This window comes from Ruegeria sp. SCP11 (assembly GCF_040329455.1).
Classification (GTDB): domain Bacteria; phylum Pseudomonadota; class Alphaproteobacteria; order Rhodobacterales; family Rhodobacteraceae; genus Ruegeria; species Ruegeria atlantica_E.
In genome coordinates this window covers 68,179-83,743 of record NZ_JBDZYG010000006.1, presented here as the reverse complement: position 1 = coordinate 83,743, position 15,565 = coordinate 68,179, and the positions used below count along the sequence as shown (strand labels likewise).

Sequence of the window (15,565 nt, the reverse complement as noted above, 5' to 3'; positions counted from 1 at the left end):
GCGCTGTCTCAGCTTGCCTCGTCCAACAGTGCCAAAACTTCGTCCTGACCTTCGTTCTGCTTTTTCTTGAGCTTCTTGACCTCACGCTCAAGCTTGCGCACTTCGCTTTTCTTCACCGAAGCATCCCGGCGATGCTTGTGCTCGCGCAGCCATTCCCAAAGGAAACCGATGATAAGGCCAGCAACCACACCACCCAGCACCACCACAAACAGTGGCAGAGACGTACTGAGGTTAAAGCCAACGAGCTCGGCAAAAGGTTCCGGCATCAGCGTAAGTTCAACCGATTCACGATTGGCCAGAGAGACCGAAATCAGAACGATCCCGAGGATCGCCAAAAAAGCATATCGAATATAGCGCATCATGCCCTAGGCTTTACCGTTCAAACGATCCCTAAGCAACTTGCCAGTTTTGAAAAATGGAACACATTTCTCTTCGACCTGCACAGTTTCGCCCGTGCGGGGATTGCGCCCAACGCGCGCGTCGCGCTGCTTGACCGAGAACGCACCGAAGCCACGCAGTTCCACGCGGTCACCGCGCGCCATGGCATCGGTCACCTCTTCGAACACAGTATTCACAATCCGCTCGACATCGCGTTGATAAAGATGCGGGTTTTCGTCGGCGATTTTCTGAATCAGTTCTGAACGGATCATGAGCGTTACCCTCCCAGGCGACCGGTTAGCCATCTCTATTTATTTGGCCAGTATAGAAAAAAACCCGGTTCGGGGGAACGTCAACTCTGTGTACAAAGCCTTCATTTTCCTATCAATTCACGCGTTTTTTTGCTTGTGAGCGAGAATTACTCGCTTAATGCGTGAACGACAGGTGAATAAAGCCCAAAAATTGGAACATATTGATTCGCAACAAAAACGGCCCCGCGCAGATACGCGGGGCCGTAAATTCGGCTAAGGCTGAGGCCCGTGCTTAGTCGCCCGATTTCAGCGCTGCACCCAGGATGTCGCCCAGCGATGCGCCCGAGTCGGAAGAACCGTACTGTTCCACGGCCTCTTTCTCTTCGGCGATCTCGCGTGCCTTGATCGACAGGCCCAGACGACGGGTCTTGCTGTCGACGTTGGTGACGCGAACGTCGACCTTGTCACCGACCGAGAAACGCTCGGGGCGCTGTTCGGCACGGTCACGCGACAGGTCCGAACGACGGATGAACGACTTCATGCCTTCGTATTCGACCTCGATGCCGCCATCTTCGATCGCGGTGACTTCAACGGTGATGACCGAGCCACGCTTCACGCCGCCCACGGCTTCGGCGAACTTGTCACCGCCCAGGGCTTTGATCGACAGCGAGATACGCTCTTTTTCCACGTCAACTTCCGAGACAACGGCCGAAACCATGTCGCCTTTGCGGTAGTTCTGGATCGCATCCTCGCCACGCTCGTCCCAGGACAGGTCGCTGAGGTGAACCATTCCGTCGATGTCGCCTTCGAGGCCAATGAACAGACCGAATTCGGTGATGTTCTTGACTTCGCCTTCGACCTCGGTGCCCTCGGGGTGTGTTTCTGCAAACACTTCCCATGGGTTGCGCTGAGTCTGCTTCAGGCCCAGAGACACGCGACGTTTGGCGCCGTCGATTTCCAGAACCATGACGTCGACTTCCTGGCTGGTCGAAACGATCTTGCCGGGGTGGACGTTTTTCTTGGTCCAGGACATCTCGGATACGTGCACCAGACCTTCGACACCGGCTTCCAGCTCGACGAACGCGCCGTAGTCGGTGATGTTGGTGACGCGACCCTGATGGACCGAGCCCAGCGGGTACTTGGCAGCAACCAGATCCCACGGATCTTCCTGCAGCTGCTTCATGCCCAGGCTGATGCGGTGGGTCTCTTTGTTGATCTTGATGACCTGAACCTTGATGGTTTCGCCGATCGTCAGGATCTCAGACGGGTGGTTCACACGACGCCATGCCATGTCGGTGACGTGCAGCAGGCCGTCAACGCCGCCCAGGTCAACAAATGCACCGTATTCGGTGATGTTCTTGACAACACCCTCGACGGTCTGACCTTCGGACAGGTTGCCGATGACTTCGGCACGCTGTTCGGCACGCGATTCTTCCAGGATTGCACGACGCGAGACAACGATGTTGCCACGGCGGCGGTCCATTTTCAGAATCTGGAACGGCTGCTTCAGACCCATCAGCGGGCCAGCGTCGCGCACGGGGCGTACATCAACCTGCGAGCCGGGCAGGAACGCAACTGCGCCACCCAGATCGACGGTGAAGCCACCTTTGACGCGACCAAAGATTGCACCTTCGACGCGCTGGTCGTCGGCATATGCTTTTTCCAGACGGTCCCATGCCTCTTCACGGCGGGCCATCTCGCGCGAGATGACAGCTTCGCCACGGGCGTTTTCTGCGGCGCGCAGGTAAACTTCGACCTCGTCGCCTACAGCGATTTCAGGGGCTTCGCCGGGATTTGCGAATTCTTTCAGATCAACGCGGCCTTCCATTTTGTAGCCTACGTCGATGATGGCTTGGCCGGCTTCGATCGCCAGAACCTTACCTTTGACAACAGAACCCTCTTCGGGTGTGTCCATTTCGAAGCTTTCATTCAGGAGGGCTTCGAATTCCTCCATGGATGCGTTAGCCATGTGGCGTTGTTTTCCTTTACATAACGTTTTTGCTGGCCGAGCGGTTGTCTCCGCCGGTCTTGATTGAAGCCCACCTTCGGCAGGCCTGTTTGGTCATGGTAACCGCAAAACAAAGAGGGTCGGTTTTTCCGACCCTGCTCGCTCTCTATGTTTTCCGGTGTTTTCACCTTGTTGACGGGGCGTCTATAGAGATTTCCGCCCAATCAAGCAAGAGGCCAAGGCCAGTTATTCCTAGATCGGAATCTGCAGGCCGAAAAACACAGACAGTGCGTCTACGTCATCATCGACGGAACCTGGATTTCCAACCACCGGAAGAGTGTCTGGATTATAGTTCGACGTATCCATTACATTGAACAGCCGGGTGTAGGCGACACCAAATTCGAACATGCCACCCGAAACAATACGTTCTGCCGGGACAGATACGTTTGCCGAAAGGTCCAGCGAATACACTGTTTGCTGGTCGTTGATGGCCAACTCACCAATATTTCCAACCCATTCGTCGTTTATTTTCAGAGAGCGGTTGCCAGAATAAACTCCGGCGATGCCTTCAATCTGCAGCGACGTTTGCCCCCTTAGCTGAAAGCTCTTCCGCGCTCCCAACAGAAGGCCAATGCCCGTGAAGTCATTAGACCGGTGTTGGTCCGAAGATTCACCCGGATAGAACATCATGCCGTCCGACTTTGACGAAAAGTCGAGAACCCCTACACCGCCCAGGACTTGAACACCTTGGTCGGGGTATTCATGAGTGGCCATGATCCGAAACTGACCAAATCGGGTCGTGTTTTCCGTCTCTGCACCATTCATGCACAAACTGTGGGATAGAGAGATCACGTCAAAGGTCGAACAACGATCACCATCATCGTAATCGTCATCGTCAGTCAGCCGGTTGTAAGTGAAACTGATCTCACCACCCAACGAACCAAACATCGCATCATCTGTCAGGGCGATGTGACCGTAAAAGCCGCTACCGTAATCCGATTCAATTACCGACTGGTCAAAATTGTCATAGGCATATGGGTAATCGGAGAACGATGTCCCATACCCCCCACGAAGAGTCAGTTTTGTATCTGCAATTGCCTGAGACGATAGTATCAGGGCACCAACCACGCCGCTTGCGCAAACTCGTGAAAATTTTGTCATTTCCGTCCCGTTTTTTTTCGGAACATACATGACTGATCCGCTTAGACAGCGCTGCTGACCTTTCTCCCGTTAACTATTTGTTAAGTGTTGCCCTTACGTAACAAGCAGCCCACTGATAAACCCTAGGCATATGGCCGAAAACCCCTGAAGTTCACCTTTCATTGAATAGTGCAACGGACCAGAACTTCGGCGCCATGATCTTCGTGAGAAGGTAAGATTTAGTCGAGATTTGAAAAATCAGATCTCTTCGCCTTTCTTCAAAAGGTCTTCGATCAGTTCGCGTTGCAGATTGCCACTATCTCCGCCCCCGAACTGTTGGGCTCCTCCGGAATAAAGCGAACCATAAGTTTTTGCGATATTTACGGTCTGCGCCAGCCCCGAGATCAACTGATCCTTTTCCAGCGGCGAAAGTGGATGAATAAACGCCGCCCATAGCATCCCGTTCGCAATCGCATAGCGCGCGTCCAGGGCGCTGTCGAAATTGGCCTGCATCATGCGATGCATGTCTTCGGGGGTCAGGTCCTCTGCACTGCGGATCGGCACCATGGCGCGCATCCGATCAGCGTTGATATCGGTGATTACCAGAACCGGAACATCCGACACCGTCAGCTGAAACCCCGGACCCCGGGGTTGGGCCTCGGGGTCGAGCGCAAATATGATTTTGCCCAGGCGTTCATAATCCATCGGAGGTTCGGCTTCAGGGGTTTCCTGAGCCGCCAGACCTCCGGCCAGAAAAATCAGCATTAGGGCTAGTCGGATCATGGCATCTCTCCTGCAGGCTACACGTCAACCATAGGAACCCATCCGCACTCTGACCAAACAAAGCTTAGTGAAGAGTATTTCCTAAGCGGTCACAATTCTGAACGATCTGCAAGGTTTGACGTCCTTGCTGCGATAGCCCGTTCAGAACCGGCCACCTAGCTTTGTTTCAGCGGCTGGCAGAACCGTCAGCCCGAACCTGAACACAAAAGGAAAACGCAATGAAATCTCCGATATTGAGCACCCTGATCGTCACCCTGCCCTTGATCTCGGCCCCTGCTTTCGCGGCGGATGAAATCAACGTCTCGAACGGCATCTCGGCTGCGGGCGCACCGTTGGCCGCACATGGCGTCGATCTCGTAGCGCTGGTCAATGACGGCAATCCGGTTGAAGGCTTTGCCTCCCACTCTGCCACTTACGACGGTGCGTCTTACTACTTTACCAGCGTTGAGAACCGAGAGGCCTTTGAAGCCAACCCGGCTGCCTATCTGCCCCAGCACGGAGGCTTTTGCTCATTCGGCGTATCGGTCGGCAAAAAGTTTGACGGTGACCCGGACCAGTATCTGGTCGCGGATGGCAAGCTGTACCTATTCCTGAACGCCGAAACACGGGCCGCGTTCCTCAAGGATGTGACTGGAACTGCAAAAACTGCGGACGATCAATGGGCGCAGATCAAAAGCATCGCCGTTGGCGAACTGTGAACGCCTGCCCCGCGGTTCTAGTGTGTCGCGGGGCGCTTGTTTTCGATCAGTACAATCGCATGCGCCAGAGCCGCCTCAATACTTAGATCAGATGTGTCCAGTAGAACGGCATCGGCGGCAGGTTTCATTGGCGCGGCGCTGCGCTCTGCGTCTCTGGCATCGCGTTCCCGTACATCCGCCAGCACCTGCTCTCGCGTGACGTCGGTCCCCTTGGCATTAAGTTCCAAATAGCGACGTTCCGCCCGGACCTCAGCGCTGGCCGTCACGAACAGCTTTACTTCAGCCTCGGGGCAAATCACTGTTCCGATATCGCGCCCGTCCAGAACTGCTCCGCCTTCCCGCCGGGCAAAAGAGCGTTGAAAGTCTACCAATGCCGCGCGGACTTCAGAGATGACCGCAACTTTCGAGGCCGCCTGCGCAATCTTGGCCGTCCGCAAGTCGCCCCGTTCCAATTCATCAGGAGTCAACGCGTGCGCAGCCTCAATTGGATCAGTGCCATCCAACGTCCGGCGGCCGACAGCACGGTACAACAGGCCCGTATCCAGATGCGCAAAGCCGAAATGCGCCGCGACGCCTTTGGATATCGTTCCCTTGCCCGCTGCTGCAGGGCCGTCGATAGCGACCGTAAAACTCATGCACGCTCGACCTTGGCACCCAGCGCCGCCATCAGAGGTTCAAATATCGGGAATGAAGTCGCGATCGGTCCGCCGTCATCCAAAGAGACCGGAGATTTCGCGCCCATACCCATCACCATGAAGGACATAGCGATCCGATGGTCCAAAAAGCTCTCGCAAGTACCGCCACCGGGGACGTTGCCGATGCCAAGTCCTTCGACCGACCACCAATCCTCGCCCTCGTCAACGGTCACACCGTTGGCGCGCAGCCCCCGCGCCATGGCATCGATCCGATCGCTTTCCTTGACGCGCAGTTCTTTCACGCCGCCCATCATCGTTGTACCGATAGCATTCGCAGCAACCACTGACAGAACCGGGTATTCGTCGATCATCGAGGCCGCACGTTCCGGCGGCACATTGATGCCCTTCATGTTGGGCGAGTATTTGGCACGCAGATCGGCGACAGGCTCACCGCCTTCTTCGCGCTCGTTCTCATAGGTGAGATCGGCACCCATTTCGCGCAGCGTGGCAAACAAGCCAGCGCGCGTCGGGTTCAGGCCAATTCCCGGCACCAAAACGTCCGAGCCGGGGGTGATCAGCGCCGCGCAGACAGGGAAGGCCGCGCTGGACGGGTCACGTGGCACGGCGATAACCTGCGGTTTCAACTCGGGGCGGCCGGTCAGCGTAATCACCCGACCCTCATCGGTATCTTCGACGGTGATTTCCGCACCAAAGCCCGCCAGCATCCGCTCGGAATGGTCACGGGTGGCCTCTTTCTCGATCACGACTGTTTTGCCCGGCGCATTCAGACCGGCCAGCAGAACAGCGGATTTCACCTGAGCCGACGGCACCGGAACCTCGTAACGCACCGGCACCGGTTCAGCCGCGCCTACGATGGTCATTGGCAGACGCCCACCGGACCGGCCCACCGATTGCGTTCCAAACGACGCCAGCGGATCAGTGACCCGTGCCATCGGGCGTTTGTTCAAGCTCGCGTCGCCGGTAAAGGTCGCGGTGATTGGCGAAGTCGCCATCGCACCCATGATCAGTCGCACTCCGGTGCCCGAGTTGCCGCAATCGATCACCTGATCGGGCTCGGCAAAACCGCCGACGCCAACGCCATGCACAGTCCATTCACCACCGCCATGATCCGTGACCTCGGCGCCAAATGCTCGCATGGCCTTTGCGGTGTCCAGAACGTCTTCACCCTCAAGCAGGCCCGAGATCTTTGTCTCGCCCACCGCCATCGCGCCCAGAATCAGCGACCGGTGCGAGATCGACTTATCGCCGGGCACTTCGGCCGTGCCGGTCAGCGGGCCGCTGGGATGCGAGGTCATCGGGATGGGCGTGCCGTGTCCGGACATGGGGGCTCCTATTGCGCTATCAGTGCTCAAGCCGATTAGCGAATTGGGGGCCGATGGTCCAGCGGCAATGCGGCGTTGTCTGGATGCGAAACCGCCTGTCAGACCTCCCCCAGCCATTTTGCAGGGTTTTCTTCCGCGATCTGCCGGAAAATCTCTTCCCCCAGCGCATTTCGCAACCGGATACAGACAGCCCTTTCCGACAGCGCTTCCTGCCGTGTCATGTAGTAATCCGAACCGAACAAAACCCGAGATCTCAGCCGCTCGCTCTCCTGATCGTCGCCCGTTAGAAAAATGCGCAAGAACGGAGCGTAATCCTCGAACTGAAAGAGCGTGTAGGAAATGTCGGTCCACAGGCCCGGATAGTCTCCGCTGCCGATCATGCGTCGTATAGCGACCTGCCAGTTCCGGCTGAACGCATCGTCCAGGGGGTTTTCGCGGTCCGGGTTAACATAAGCATCCCAATCGCGCTGCCCACCAAAATGCGCCAGGCAAATCCGAAGGTTGGGGTGCGCGCGCATTACAGGAACAAAGGCTTCCGGCTCCGTGTAGCGGTCTGCCCAATAGTCCGAGAGATTGCGCCCCTGAACACCACCGCGCGAACAGTGCGACATCACTGGCAGGTTCTTTTCCTCAAGGCGAGGATACACATGCTGCATCAGAACCGGATCGTCAGGCGCAAAACCTAATCGCGGATAGAGTTTGAGGCCACGAAATCTCAGGTCGTCTACCGCGCGCCAGAGTTCCTCCGCCTGAGGGTCGGCACGTGGGTCAATCGTTGCAAATGGGATCACGGAACGACCAACCTCTGGATCGCCAGACAGCTTGGCCAATTCGTCATGTTGCGCACTAAGTGGCACCTCTGGCGCACCGAACCCAAAGGCAGACATCTCCATAGGCAACACAACGAAACGGGTATTTCCCGGATAGTGTCGCCGCAGGTTGTCCAGGATATCCCGCTGACTGTCTTCGTCCGTCTCCTGTTGGAAACGATACAACCTATCCAGTTTTTCCGCGACAGCCTGCTGCCCGATCAGACGCGCTCCGAATGACAATGCCTTTATCAGCCACGGCATCTTTTTGAACGGTTTCAGCGCCGGATATGGGTAGTCCTCGGGCACGTGGCGCGAGTGGAATAAGTGCGTGTGGCAGTTCGTGATCTGAATGTCAGACATGATAATCCTGAGAAAAACGTATGCTAAAAAATGCTGTCGCGCTCAGCCTAGCATAGCGATCAGGATTACAGAAATTTGAAACGGATCAGGCCTCGGTTCGCCGGAAGGTCAGGTAATGTGGCGTCCGTCCTTCGCGCAGAGCCTTCTGCTCATACCGGGTAGAAATCCAGTCATTCCACGGCTCGCGCCAGTCCGTCGGACGCTCAGCCAGCCATTCGAAACCAGCGCGCGGGACCTCTTCCAGCGTTTGGCGGACATAGTCGGGAATGTCAGTCGCCACGCGGAAAATCGAGCCCGGCTTCAGCGCGCGGGCCAGCGGCTCCAAGTGTTCCTGTGTCACAAAGCGGCGACGATGGTGCCGCGTCTTGGGCCACGGGTCGGGATACAATAGAAAGGCGCGCGATATGCTCGCCTCGGGCAGCACGTCGAACAGGTCACGCGCATCACCGGGATGTACAGCAAGGTTTTCAACGCCTGCCTTGCGAATCTTGCCCAGCAACATCGCAACGCCGTTGATATAAGGCTCGGCCCCGATGATACCGATATCGGGATTGCTGGCGGCCTGATGGACCAGATGCTCACCGCCGCCAAAGCCGACCTCAAGCCAAACATCCTTGCCGCCAAACAGTGCCTGCAGGTCCAGCGGGTTACGTTCGGGGTTGGTCTCCCAATCCACCGCGCCCGGCGACAGGGCGTCGAGGTCTTCGTTCAGATACGTCTTTTGACTCTGTTTCAGGGCCTTACCCTTGAAGCGGCCATAGAAGTTTCTGCGGGGGCGTTGTGGTGTCTGGGTGCTCATGGCGGTGCCCTTACTGCGCGGTTCGCAGTGTTGCAACCCCGGCGCGGCAACGAAAAAGCGCGCCGGTTTCGGCGCGCTTTGGGTCTTTTCGGATTAAACTGCCGATTTCAGTGCATCGGTCAGATCAGTGCGTTCCCAGCTGAACCCGCCGTCGGCATCCGGTTCACGGCCAAAATGGCCATAAGCAGCGGTGCGCTGATAGATTGGCTTGTTCAGTTGCAGATGCTCACGAATGCCCCGAGGGGTCAGGTCCATCACCTGACCGACTGCCTTTTCGATCTCGGCGTTCGATACCTCACCAGTGCCATGGGCGTCTGCATAGATCGAAAGCGGTTTGGACACACCAATCGCATAGCTCAGCTGTATGGTGCAGCGCTCGGCCATACCAGAGGAAACCACGTTCTTGGCAAGGTAACGCGCCGCGTACGCTGCCGAACGGTCCACCTTTGTCGGGTCTTTGCCCGAGAATGCCCCGCCACCATGCGGCGCAGCGCCACCATAGGTGTCCACGATGATTTTGCGCCCGGTCAAACCGGCATCACCGTCCGGCCCGCCAATCACGAATTTGCCAGTGGGATTCACGTGCCATTCGGTTTCAGCTGAAAGCCAGCCTTCGGGAAGGGTTTCGGCGATGTAAGGCTCGACGATGGCGCGGATGTCTTTCGAGGTCAGCGTCTCGTCCAAATGCTGTGTAGACAGCACGATCGAACTGACGCCTACCGGCTTGCCGTCGCGATAGACTACAGACAACTGCGATTTTGCGTCGGGGCCCAATGCCGGCTCAGTTCCGTTTTTACGCACCTCAGCCAAGCGACGCAGGATTGCGTGCGAATACTGGATCGGGGCAGGCATCAGAGCGGGCGTCTCGGTCGTTGCATAACCGAACATGATGCCTTGGTCGCCTGCGCCTTCGTCCTTGTTGTCCGACGCATCCACACCCTGTGCGATATGCGCGGATTGTTCATGCAGCAGGTTCGTCACCTCGACCGTTTCATGGTGGAACTTGTCCTGCTCGTAGCCGATATCCTTAATGCAGGCGCGCGCGATCTCGTCGATACGGCCCATATAGTCGTGCAGTTTTTCCTGATCAGACAGACCTACTTCTCCACCAATGACGACCCGGTCGGTCGTAGCAAAGGTTTCGCACGCCACGCGTGCTTCGGGTTCTTCGTTCAGAAAGGCGTCAAGTACGGCATCCGAAATGCGGTCACAGACCTTATCCGGGTGCCCTTCGGAAACGGACTCCGAAGTAAAAGTATAGTTCTGTCGGGACATTTAAGTGCTCCATTAAGATTCCCCATCACGCCAGGAAGCCGTTGTGACAGGCATGCGAGGAGATACGCCCGCTGATACACTGCGTCAATCCGAAATTAAGCGTGTTCTCGGCGCGCGTTGCGCCAAAGCAGTGCAAACATAGCCAACAGCAGCGCAAAGACAGGAAAGTCCCCAGTGCCGGAGTAAATTGTCGGCGCCAGCGGCGCAGGCAGTTTTGCATCCACAAAACCCGTCTGACCCAAAGCCAGCGCATCGGTGATGCGTCCCAGCGGGTCGATCATTGCCGAAACGCCTGTATTGGCCGCGCGCATCATCGGCAGCCCCTGCTCAATTGCGCGCATCTGCGCCTGTACCAAATGCTGATAAGGACCTGACCACGTACCAAACCACGCGTCATTGGTAATCTGCAGTAGGAAATCCGCGCGCTCCGGAGCGGACAGGACATCCTGAGTAAACACAGCCTCGTAGCAGATCAGCGGCAACGCCTTGCCCAGCTTGCCTGCATCCATCAGCGCGGCCCCCGGTCCTGCGCTGAACCCATGGCCAGCCGTAGTGGCCATCCCGTGAATGCCAAACTCAGCCATCAGGTTTCCGAACGGCACGTATTCGCCAAAAGGCGCAAGGTGGTGCTTGTCGTACAACCCCTGCTGCTGACCGTCCTCATTCAGGTAGACCATCGAGTTGTAAATGCGCGGCCCATCACCGCGCTGAATGCCCAAGAACACCGGCGCCCCCTGCGCTGCATCGACAACAACATCGAGGTAAGGCTGCGCACTCCCCAGCCAAGCGGGGATCGAGGTTTCGGGCCAGACGATCAGGTCTGGCCGCGGCTGCGCCGCGGTAAACTCAATCTGTCGCGCGAAAAAAAGCGGCGTATAGTCCGGGTCCCATTTCTGATGCTGTGGCGCGTTGGGTTGGATCAGACGCACGACATGTTCAGTGCCAGTAACGTCCGGACGTGTCGAAGCATAGCCCAGCACCAGACACACGGCGCCGACCGTCAGGCCGAGCGGAAGCACAAACCCGCGTCGTTGCGACAAAGCCGCTCCCAGGGGCAGCGTCGCAAACAGAGTCAATGCTCCCAGTCCGTACGGCCCGAATATCGACAAGAGCTGAGCCACTGGAGTATCCAGCCAAACCTGTGCCAACCCGGCCCAAGGGAAGCCGGTCAGCACATACCCCCTAGCGCATTCCGCCAGAGAAACAGCCACCGCCAGAAAGATAGCTTGCTCGACCGCGCTGCTACCCGGTCGCCGTGCCAGTCCAAAAGCGAGCGCCCAGAACAAGGCCAACCCTCCCGCCATGAAGACCAGAGCAAACGGCGCCATCCACGCGTGTCGTTCGGCATCAACGAGAAACGGTTCAACAATCCAGCTGAGACCATGCGCAAAATACCCCGTGGCAAAGGCCCAGCCTAGCCAAGCGGCTCGCGCTTTTGTCTCAGTCGAAAGGAACAGAGGTGCCAACAACACCAACGCAACCAGAGTTGCTCCCCAAACACCAAAAGGCGCAAGGCCGAACGCAGCCAGTACACCAAGCAGTGCCGCCAACAAGAACCTCAGCCAAAAGCGCCAGCCCTGAGCAGGGTTCATGCAGCGATTTCCGGTAACATCACACGTAAACGCTTGATCCGACGCGGGTCGGCGTCGATCACTTCAAATTCCGGCCCTTCGGGATGCAAAACAACCTCGCCACGCGCGGGCACCCGGCCCGACAGCATGAAGACCAGACCACCCAGAGTGTCGATCTCTTCCTCGTCCACGTCCTCATGACTGGTCAAAGAGCGTCCGATCTCGGCCTCGAACTCCTCAAGTGGGACGCGCGCCTGAACGATGTAACAGCCGGGTTTCTCCTGCACCCAAAGCTGATCTTCATCCGCGTCATGCTCGTCTGCGATTTCGCCGACCACTTGCTCGATCAGATCCTCGATGGTCAGTAAGCCGTCAACGCCACCATACTCGTCGATCACCAAGGCCATGTGGCGGCGCTCGGTCTGCATCTTGGTCATCAACACGCCAATCGGCATCGAGGGCGGCACGAATAGTAACGTCCGTAGCATCGAAACCAGATCGAATTCGGTAGATCCACCGTTGAAACCATGGGTCAGGGCAAAGTCTTTGAGATGCACGAAACCCAATGGAGTATCGAGCGTGCCCTCATACACCGGAATCCGTGACAGACCGCTTTCGCGGAACAACTGCGCCAACTCATCCTTGGCGATGGTCGATGGAACAGCGATGATCTCGGCCGTCGGTATGGCCACGTCCTCGACCCGCATCCGTCGCAGGTTGATCATGCCGCGAGGTTGTACCTTGTCGACCTCGTGCCCGTTGGCTTCGTGAACCTCATCCTCGCCGTGTGGCGAAAATGCGTCCACTATTCGAGAAAAAAATCCGGTTTTCTCTTTGACATTGTCACTGCCGTCCTTCGGTTGCGCGCCATGCGCCGCCATAGAACTGCCGTCTGTATCGCCCATAGTCCTGTTCCAAATATTCGGGCCTAGCGGCCCACTCTACGCTTTATATGGGTCATCAATACCCAGTTTGCCAAGTATAGCGACCTCAACCCCTTCCATCAAATTGGCGTCGGGGTCACGAATGTGATCGTATCCCAGCAAATGCAACATTCCGTGAATGATCAGATGCGTGACGTGGTCATCCATGGTTTTGCCTGTCTCGGCCGCCTCACGCGAACAAGTCTCATAGGCAATCGCGATATCGCCCAGCGCGATTTCTCCCGTGAAATCAGGTTCGGGCTGCGCTGGCATCGCACCCGGCTGTTCCGCAGCCAGATCTTCAGCTGGCCAACTGAGTACGTTGGTTGGCGCAGGCTTTTCCCGAAATTCGGCATTCAGCTCGGCAATTCGGGCATCATCGCAGGCCAACAGGCTGATTTCGCACAGATCTCCGTCCAGACCACAATGACCCAGCACTGCCCCAATGGCGCGCGTCGCCAAGGGTTCCAGCCCCTGCCAGCGCGCATCTTCAATCGTCAGTTCAAGGTTCATCTCACCATGCCCAAAGCCCGTGGCCTCGGACGATCACCCCGTCTCGCGGCCTGAGTCGGCCTCATACGCCTCGATGATGGCGGCGACAAGCGGGTGGCGCACGACGTCTTTGGAGGTGAAGTAGTTAAAGCTGATATTCGGAATCGTCTTCAGAAGACGTTCCGCATCCGCCAGCCCCGACTGTACCCCGCGCGGCAGATCGACCTGCGAGCGATCACCAGTGATCACCATACGGCTGCCCTCACCCAGACGAGTCAGGAACATTTTCATCTGCATGGTCGTGGCGTTCTGTGCCTCATCCAGCACCACGAACGCATTGGCCAGCGTCCGCCCGCGCATGAAAGCCAACGGAGCGATCTCGATTCGCTTTTCTTCAATCAGCTTGGCCAGTTGCTTGCCGGGCAGGAAATCATTCAGCGCGTCATAGAGCGGCTGCATGTAGGGATCGACCTTGTCCTTCATGTCACCGGGCAAATAGCCCAGCTTCTCACCCGCCTCGACTGCAGGTCGGCTGAGAATGATCCGATCCACATGCCCGCCGATGAACATCGACACGCCTACGGCTACGGCCAAATAAGTCTTACCGGTGCCTGCGGGACCGATCCCAAAGGCCAGTTCATTGTTGAACAGCGACTGAACATAAGCCTTCTGCGCATCGGTGCGCGGCTCGACCAGCTTTTTCCGGGTTTTGATTTCGACCGTGCCGCCTTTGAACATCTCAAGCTGATCGCCGTCGCGACTGCCGGTGCCCTGCTCGGAATTACCCATTCGCAGTTCACGGTCTACATCGGCCGCTTCCACGTCGCGCCCCCCTTCCAGGCGGGTGTAGAGGGCTTGCAGCACCTCGATTGCCTGTTTCTGGGAATCCTCGTCGCCCATGACAACCAATTGGTTGCCGCGGCGCACGATCTGGACGGACAGCTTTTGTTCGATTTCGGTCAGGTTGCGGTCATACCCGCCGCACAAATCAATCAACAACCGATTGTCAGGGAATTCAACAAACGCCTCGCGTTGGGGCATGTCATCTTGCGGTGGGGTTAGGGCACCGATGGCCAATCCGTTCTCCTGTCTTGGCGTTTCACCTTGAGCGTAGACAACAACTCTTGGTGGGCGCAAGCCACAGTTTCAAAATTTACCTGACGGATGGCAAAACCGCCGATAGTTGGCAAATGCGGATACCCACGCTGAAGGTTGTCTAGAACGTATAATTCAAACCGAAGCGCAGACCATGATAGCGCGGCGTTGATTTCGTCGAGAACCCATTCTCAAACTCAACCTCCTGCGAGTCGAACTGCACATATTCGTATTCACCCGTGATAGACCAATTCTCGCTCAGGCTATGTTCTGCACCGATACTGGCCGAAAAACCGTTGCGAGTATCGTTTTCCTCAAAGGGTTGAACCGTTGCCCCTGACGCCAGACTGCTGGTGGTTGTGACATCACCCTGCACGTATCCGACTGTTATGAAATACAAAACTGTGCCGCTTCTATTGGTCAAACCATTCCGGAACCGCACCGACAGAATATCCGAAACTTCGGACCCACCAGTGACCGTCACGCTGCCGATTTCAGTCATGACATCGTCATCCAGCGTCCCGAAATCATACCCCAGCTCGAACCCGTAGACATAGTCGCGCCCGCCCATAGCAGGCAGCACACCGCGCCAGCCGCCCCGGATACCACCGTAGCCCCCACTCAGGTCCAGTTCTCCGATATTAAAGGTGCCACCGGGGGTGGTTAACCCGAATCGATCTGTGCCGCCGGTTGCATATGCTCCGCTCAGGCCCAGATAAAACGCGCTCACGTCACTGCCGATCCGCGTTGGGCTCACAATCGGCGGATCGGACACGCCTTGCTCCAGATTACCTGCGACCGTCGCGCTTGAGATTAGGGAAAGCACGAGCACTGCTGAAAAGACAAGCCGGCTGTTTGGTCCAATGTAACGTGTCAGGATATTCACTCGTACCCTCCATAACGCCGCCCCGGCTATCGAACCCGCGCAGATCTGGATTTTTTTCAACACGGAGCCCTAGGCCCCCAAAAAACTGGCCTTTCTGGGAGCATATTTTTCATTGATAAATCAAGGGTTAATTTTTAACCCAAATGCCAACTATGGCTTTCAGACAGCACCTGAAA

The 15,565-nt window shown here is 57.0% G+C and carries 16 protein-coding genes and 1 riboswitch; of the genes, 1 reads left to right on the top strand and 15 read right to left on the bottom strand.

Translation table 11 applies throughout. From position 1 onward, the window contains the following. Nucleotides 1-8 precede the first annotated feature (8 nt). From ABLN94_RS10920 to ABLN94_RS10900, 5 genes are all read right to left on the bottom strand, one after another. Entirely contained in the window at nucleotides 9-359 is a 351-nt protein-coding gene (locus ABLN94_RS10920; protein WP_170492591.1) for a lipopolysaccharide assembly protein LapA domain-containing protein, read from the bottom strand. Nucleotides 360-365: 6 nt separating this feature from the next. Continuing rightward, on the bottom strand, nucleotides 366-650 hold the full coding sequence (gene ihfB, locus ABLN94_RS10915) for an integration host factor subunit beta (RefSeq protein WP_037310872.1): 285 nt from the start codon (nucleotides 648-650) through the stop codon (nucleotides 366-368). A 271-nt stretch (nucleotides 651-921) separates the two neighbouring features. Then, nucleotides 922-2,598: a 30S ribosomal protein S1 gene (gene rpsA, locus ABLN94_RS10910; RefSeq protein WP_039532111.1), complete on the bottom strand. Its 1,677-nt coding sequence runs from the start codon at nucleotides 2,596-2,598 to the stop codon at nucleotides 922-924. Between the two features lie 231 nt (nucleotides 2,599-2,829). Next, on the bottom strand, nucleotides 2,830-3,738 hold the full coding sequence (locus ABLN94_RS10905) for a hypothetical protein (RefSeq protein ID WP_352992305.1): 909 nt from the start codon (nucleotides 3,736-3,738) through the stop codon (nucleotides 2,830-2,832). 237 nt (nucleotides 3,739-3,975) lie between these two features. Next, the gene (locus ABLN94_RS10900; protein ID WP_352992303.1) at nucleotides 3,976-4,500 is read right to left on the bottom strand and encodes a hypothetical protein; all 525 of its coding nucleotides are present in this window, start codon (nucleotides 4,498-4,500) and stop codon (nucleotides 3,976-3,978) included. A 218-nt stretch (nucleotides 4,501-4,718) separates the two neighbouring features. On the opposite strand from ABLN94_RS10900, the gene ABLN94_RS10895 reads away from it, so the two are divergent. Next, nucleotides 4,719-5,198: a YHS domain-containing (seleno)protein gene (locus ABLN94_RS10895; protein ID WP_352992301.1), complete on the top strand. Its 480-nt coding sequence runs from the start codon at nucleotides 4,719-4,721 to the stop codon at nucleotides 5,196-5,198. A gap of 17 nt (nucleotides 5,199-5,215) precedes the next feature. Here ABLN94_RS10895 and cmk read toward each other — a convergent pair whose 3' ends face one another. The 10 genes from cmk to ABLN94_RS10845 all read right to left on the bottom strand — a co-directional run bounded on the left by cmk (nucleotide 5,216) and on the right by ABLN94_RS10845 (nucleotide 15,389). Then, complete coding sequence (gene cmk / locus ABLN94_RS10890; protein WP_352992299.1) at nucleotides 5,216-5,833, bottom strand: (d)CMP kinase; 618 nt, start codon at nucleotides 5,831-5,833, stop codon at nucleotides 5,216-5,218. Then, nucleotides 5,830-7,176: a 3-phosphoshikimate 1-carboxyvinyltransferase gene (aroA, locus tag ABLN94_RS10885; RefSeq protein WP_352992297.1), complete on the bottom strand. Its 1,347-nt coding sequence runs from the start codon at nucleotides 7,174-7,176 to the stop codon at nucleotides 5,830-5,832. Before aroA ends, cmk begins: the two co-directional genes overlap by 4 nt. A gap of 98 nt (nucleotides 7,177-7,274) precedes the next feature. Further along, nucleotides 7,275-8,348, bottom strand: a complete 1,074-nt coding sequence (locus tag ABLN94_RS10880; protein ID WP_352992295.1) for an amidohydrolase family protein — start codon at nucleotides 8,346-8,348, stop codon at nucleotides 7,275-7,277. Nucleotides 8,349-8,433: 85 nt separating this feature from the next. Further along, on the bottom strand, nucleotides 8,434-9,147 hold the full coding sequence (gene trmB / locus ABLN94_RS10875) for a tRNA (guanine(46)-N(7))-methyltransferase TrmB (RefSeq protein WP_352992293.1): 714 nt from the start codon (nucleotides 9,145-9,147) through the stop codon (nucleotides 8,434-8,436). Between the two features lie 93 nt (nucleotides 9,148-9,240). Continuing rightward, nucleotides 9,241-10,422: a methionine adenosyltransferase gene (gene metK / locus ABLN94_RS10870; RefSeq protein WP_352992291.1), complete on the bottom strand. Its 1,182-nt coding sequence runs from the start codon at nucleotides 10,420-10,422 to the stop codon at nucleotides 9,241-9,243. A gap of 5 nt (nucleotides 10,423-10,427) precedes the next feature. Further along, a riboswitch (SAM-SAH riboswitch) is annotated at nucleotides 10,428-10,475 on the bottom strand. A gap of 42 nt (nucleotides 10,476-10,517) precedes the next feature. Then, nucleotides 10,518-12,014, bottom strand: a complete 1,497-nt coding sequence (gene lnt, locus ABLN94_RS10865) for an apolipoprotein N-acyltransferase (protein ID WP_352992289.1) — start codon at nucleotides 12,012-12,014, stop codon at nucleotides 10,518-10,520. Beyond that, nucleotides 12,011-12,898, bottom strand: a complete 888-nt coding sequence (locus ABLN94_RS10860) for a hemolysin family protein (RefSeq protein ID WP_170492374.1) — start codon at nucleotides 12,896-12,898, stop codon at nucleotides 12,011-12,013. The genes lnt and ABLN94_RS10860 overlap by 4 nt, the downstream gene beginning before the upstream one ends. A gap of 36 nt (nucleotides 12,899-12,934) precedes the next feature. Continuing rightward, nucleotides 12,935-13,429, bottom strand: coding sequence for an rRNA maturation RNase YbeY (ybeY, locus tag ABLN94_RS10855; RefSeq protein WP_352992287.1), 495 nt, complete (start codon nucleotides 13,427-13,429; stop codon nucleotides 12,935-12,937). Between the two features lie 33 nt (nucleotides 13,430-13,462). Continuing rightward, nucleotides 13,463-14,485: a PhoH family protein gene (locus ABLN94_RS10850; protein WP_352992285.1), complete on the bottom strand. Its 1,023-nt coding sequence runs from the start codon at nucleotides 14,483-14,485 to the stop codon at nucleotides 13,463-13,465. Nucleotides 14,486-14,624: 139 nt separating this feature from the next. Beyond that, nucleotides 14,625-15,389, bottom strand: coding sequence for an outer membrane protein (locus ABLN94_RS10845; protein ID WP_352992283.1), 765 nt, complete (start codon nucleotides 15,387-15,389; stop codon nucleotides 14,625-14,627). Between the last annotated feature and the right edge of the window lie 176 nt (nucleotides 15,390-15,565).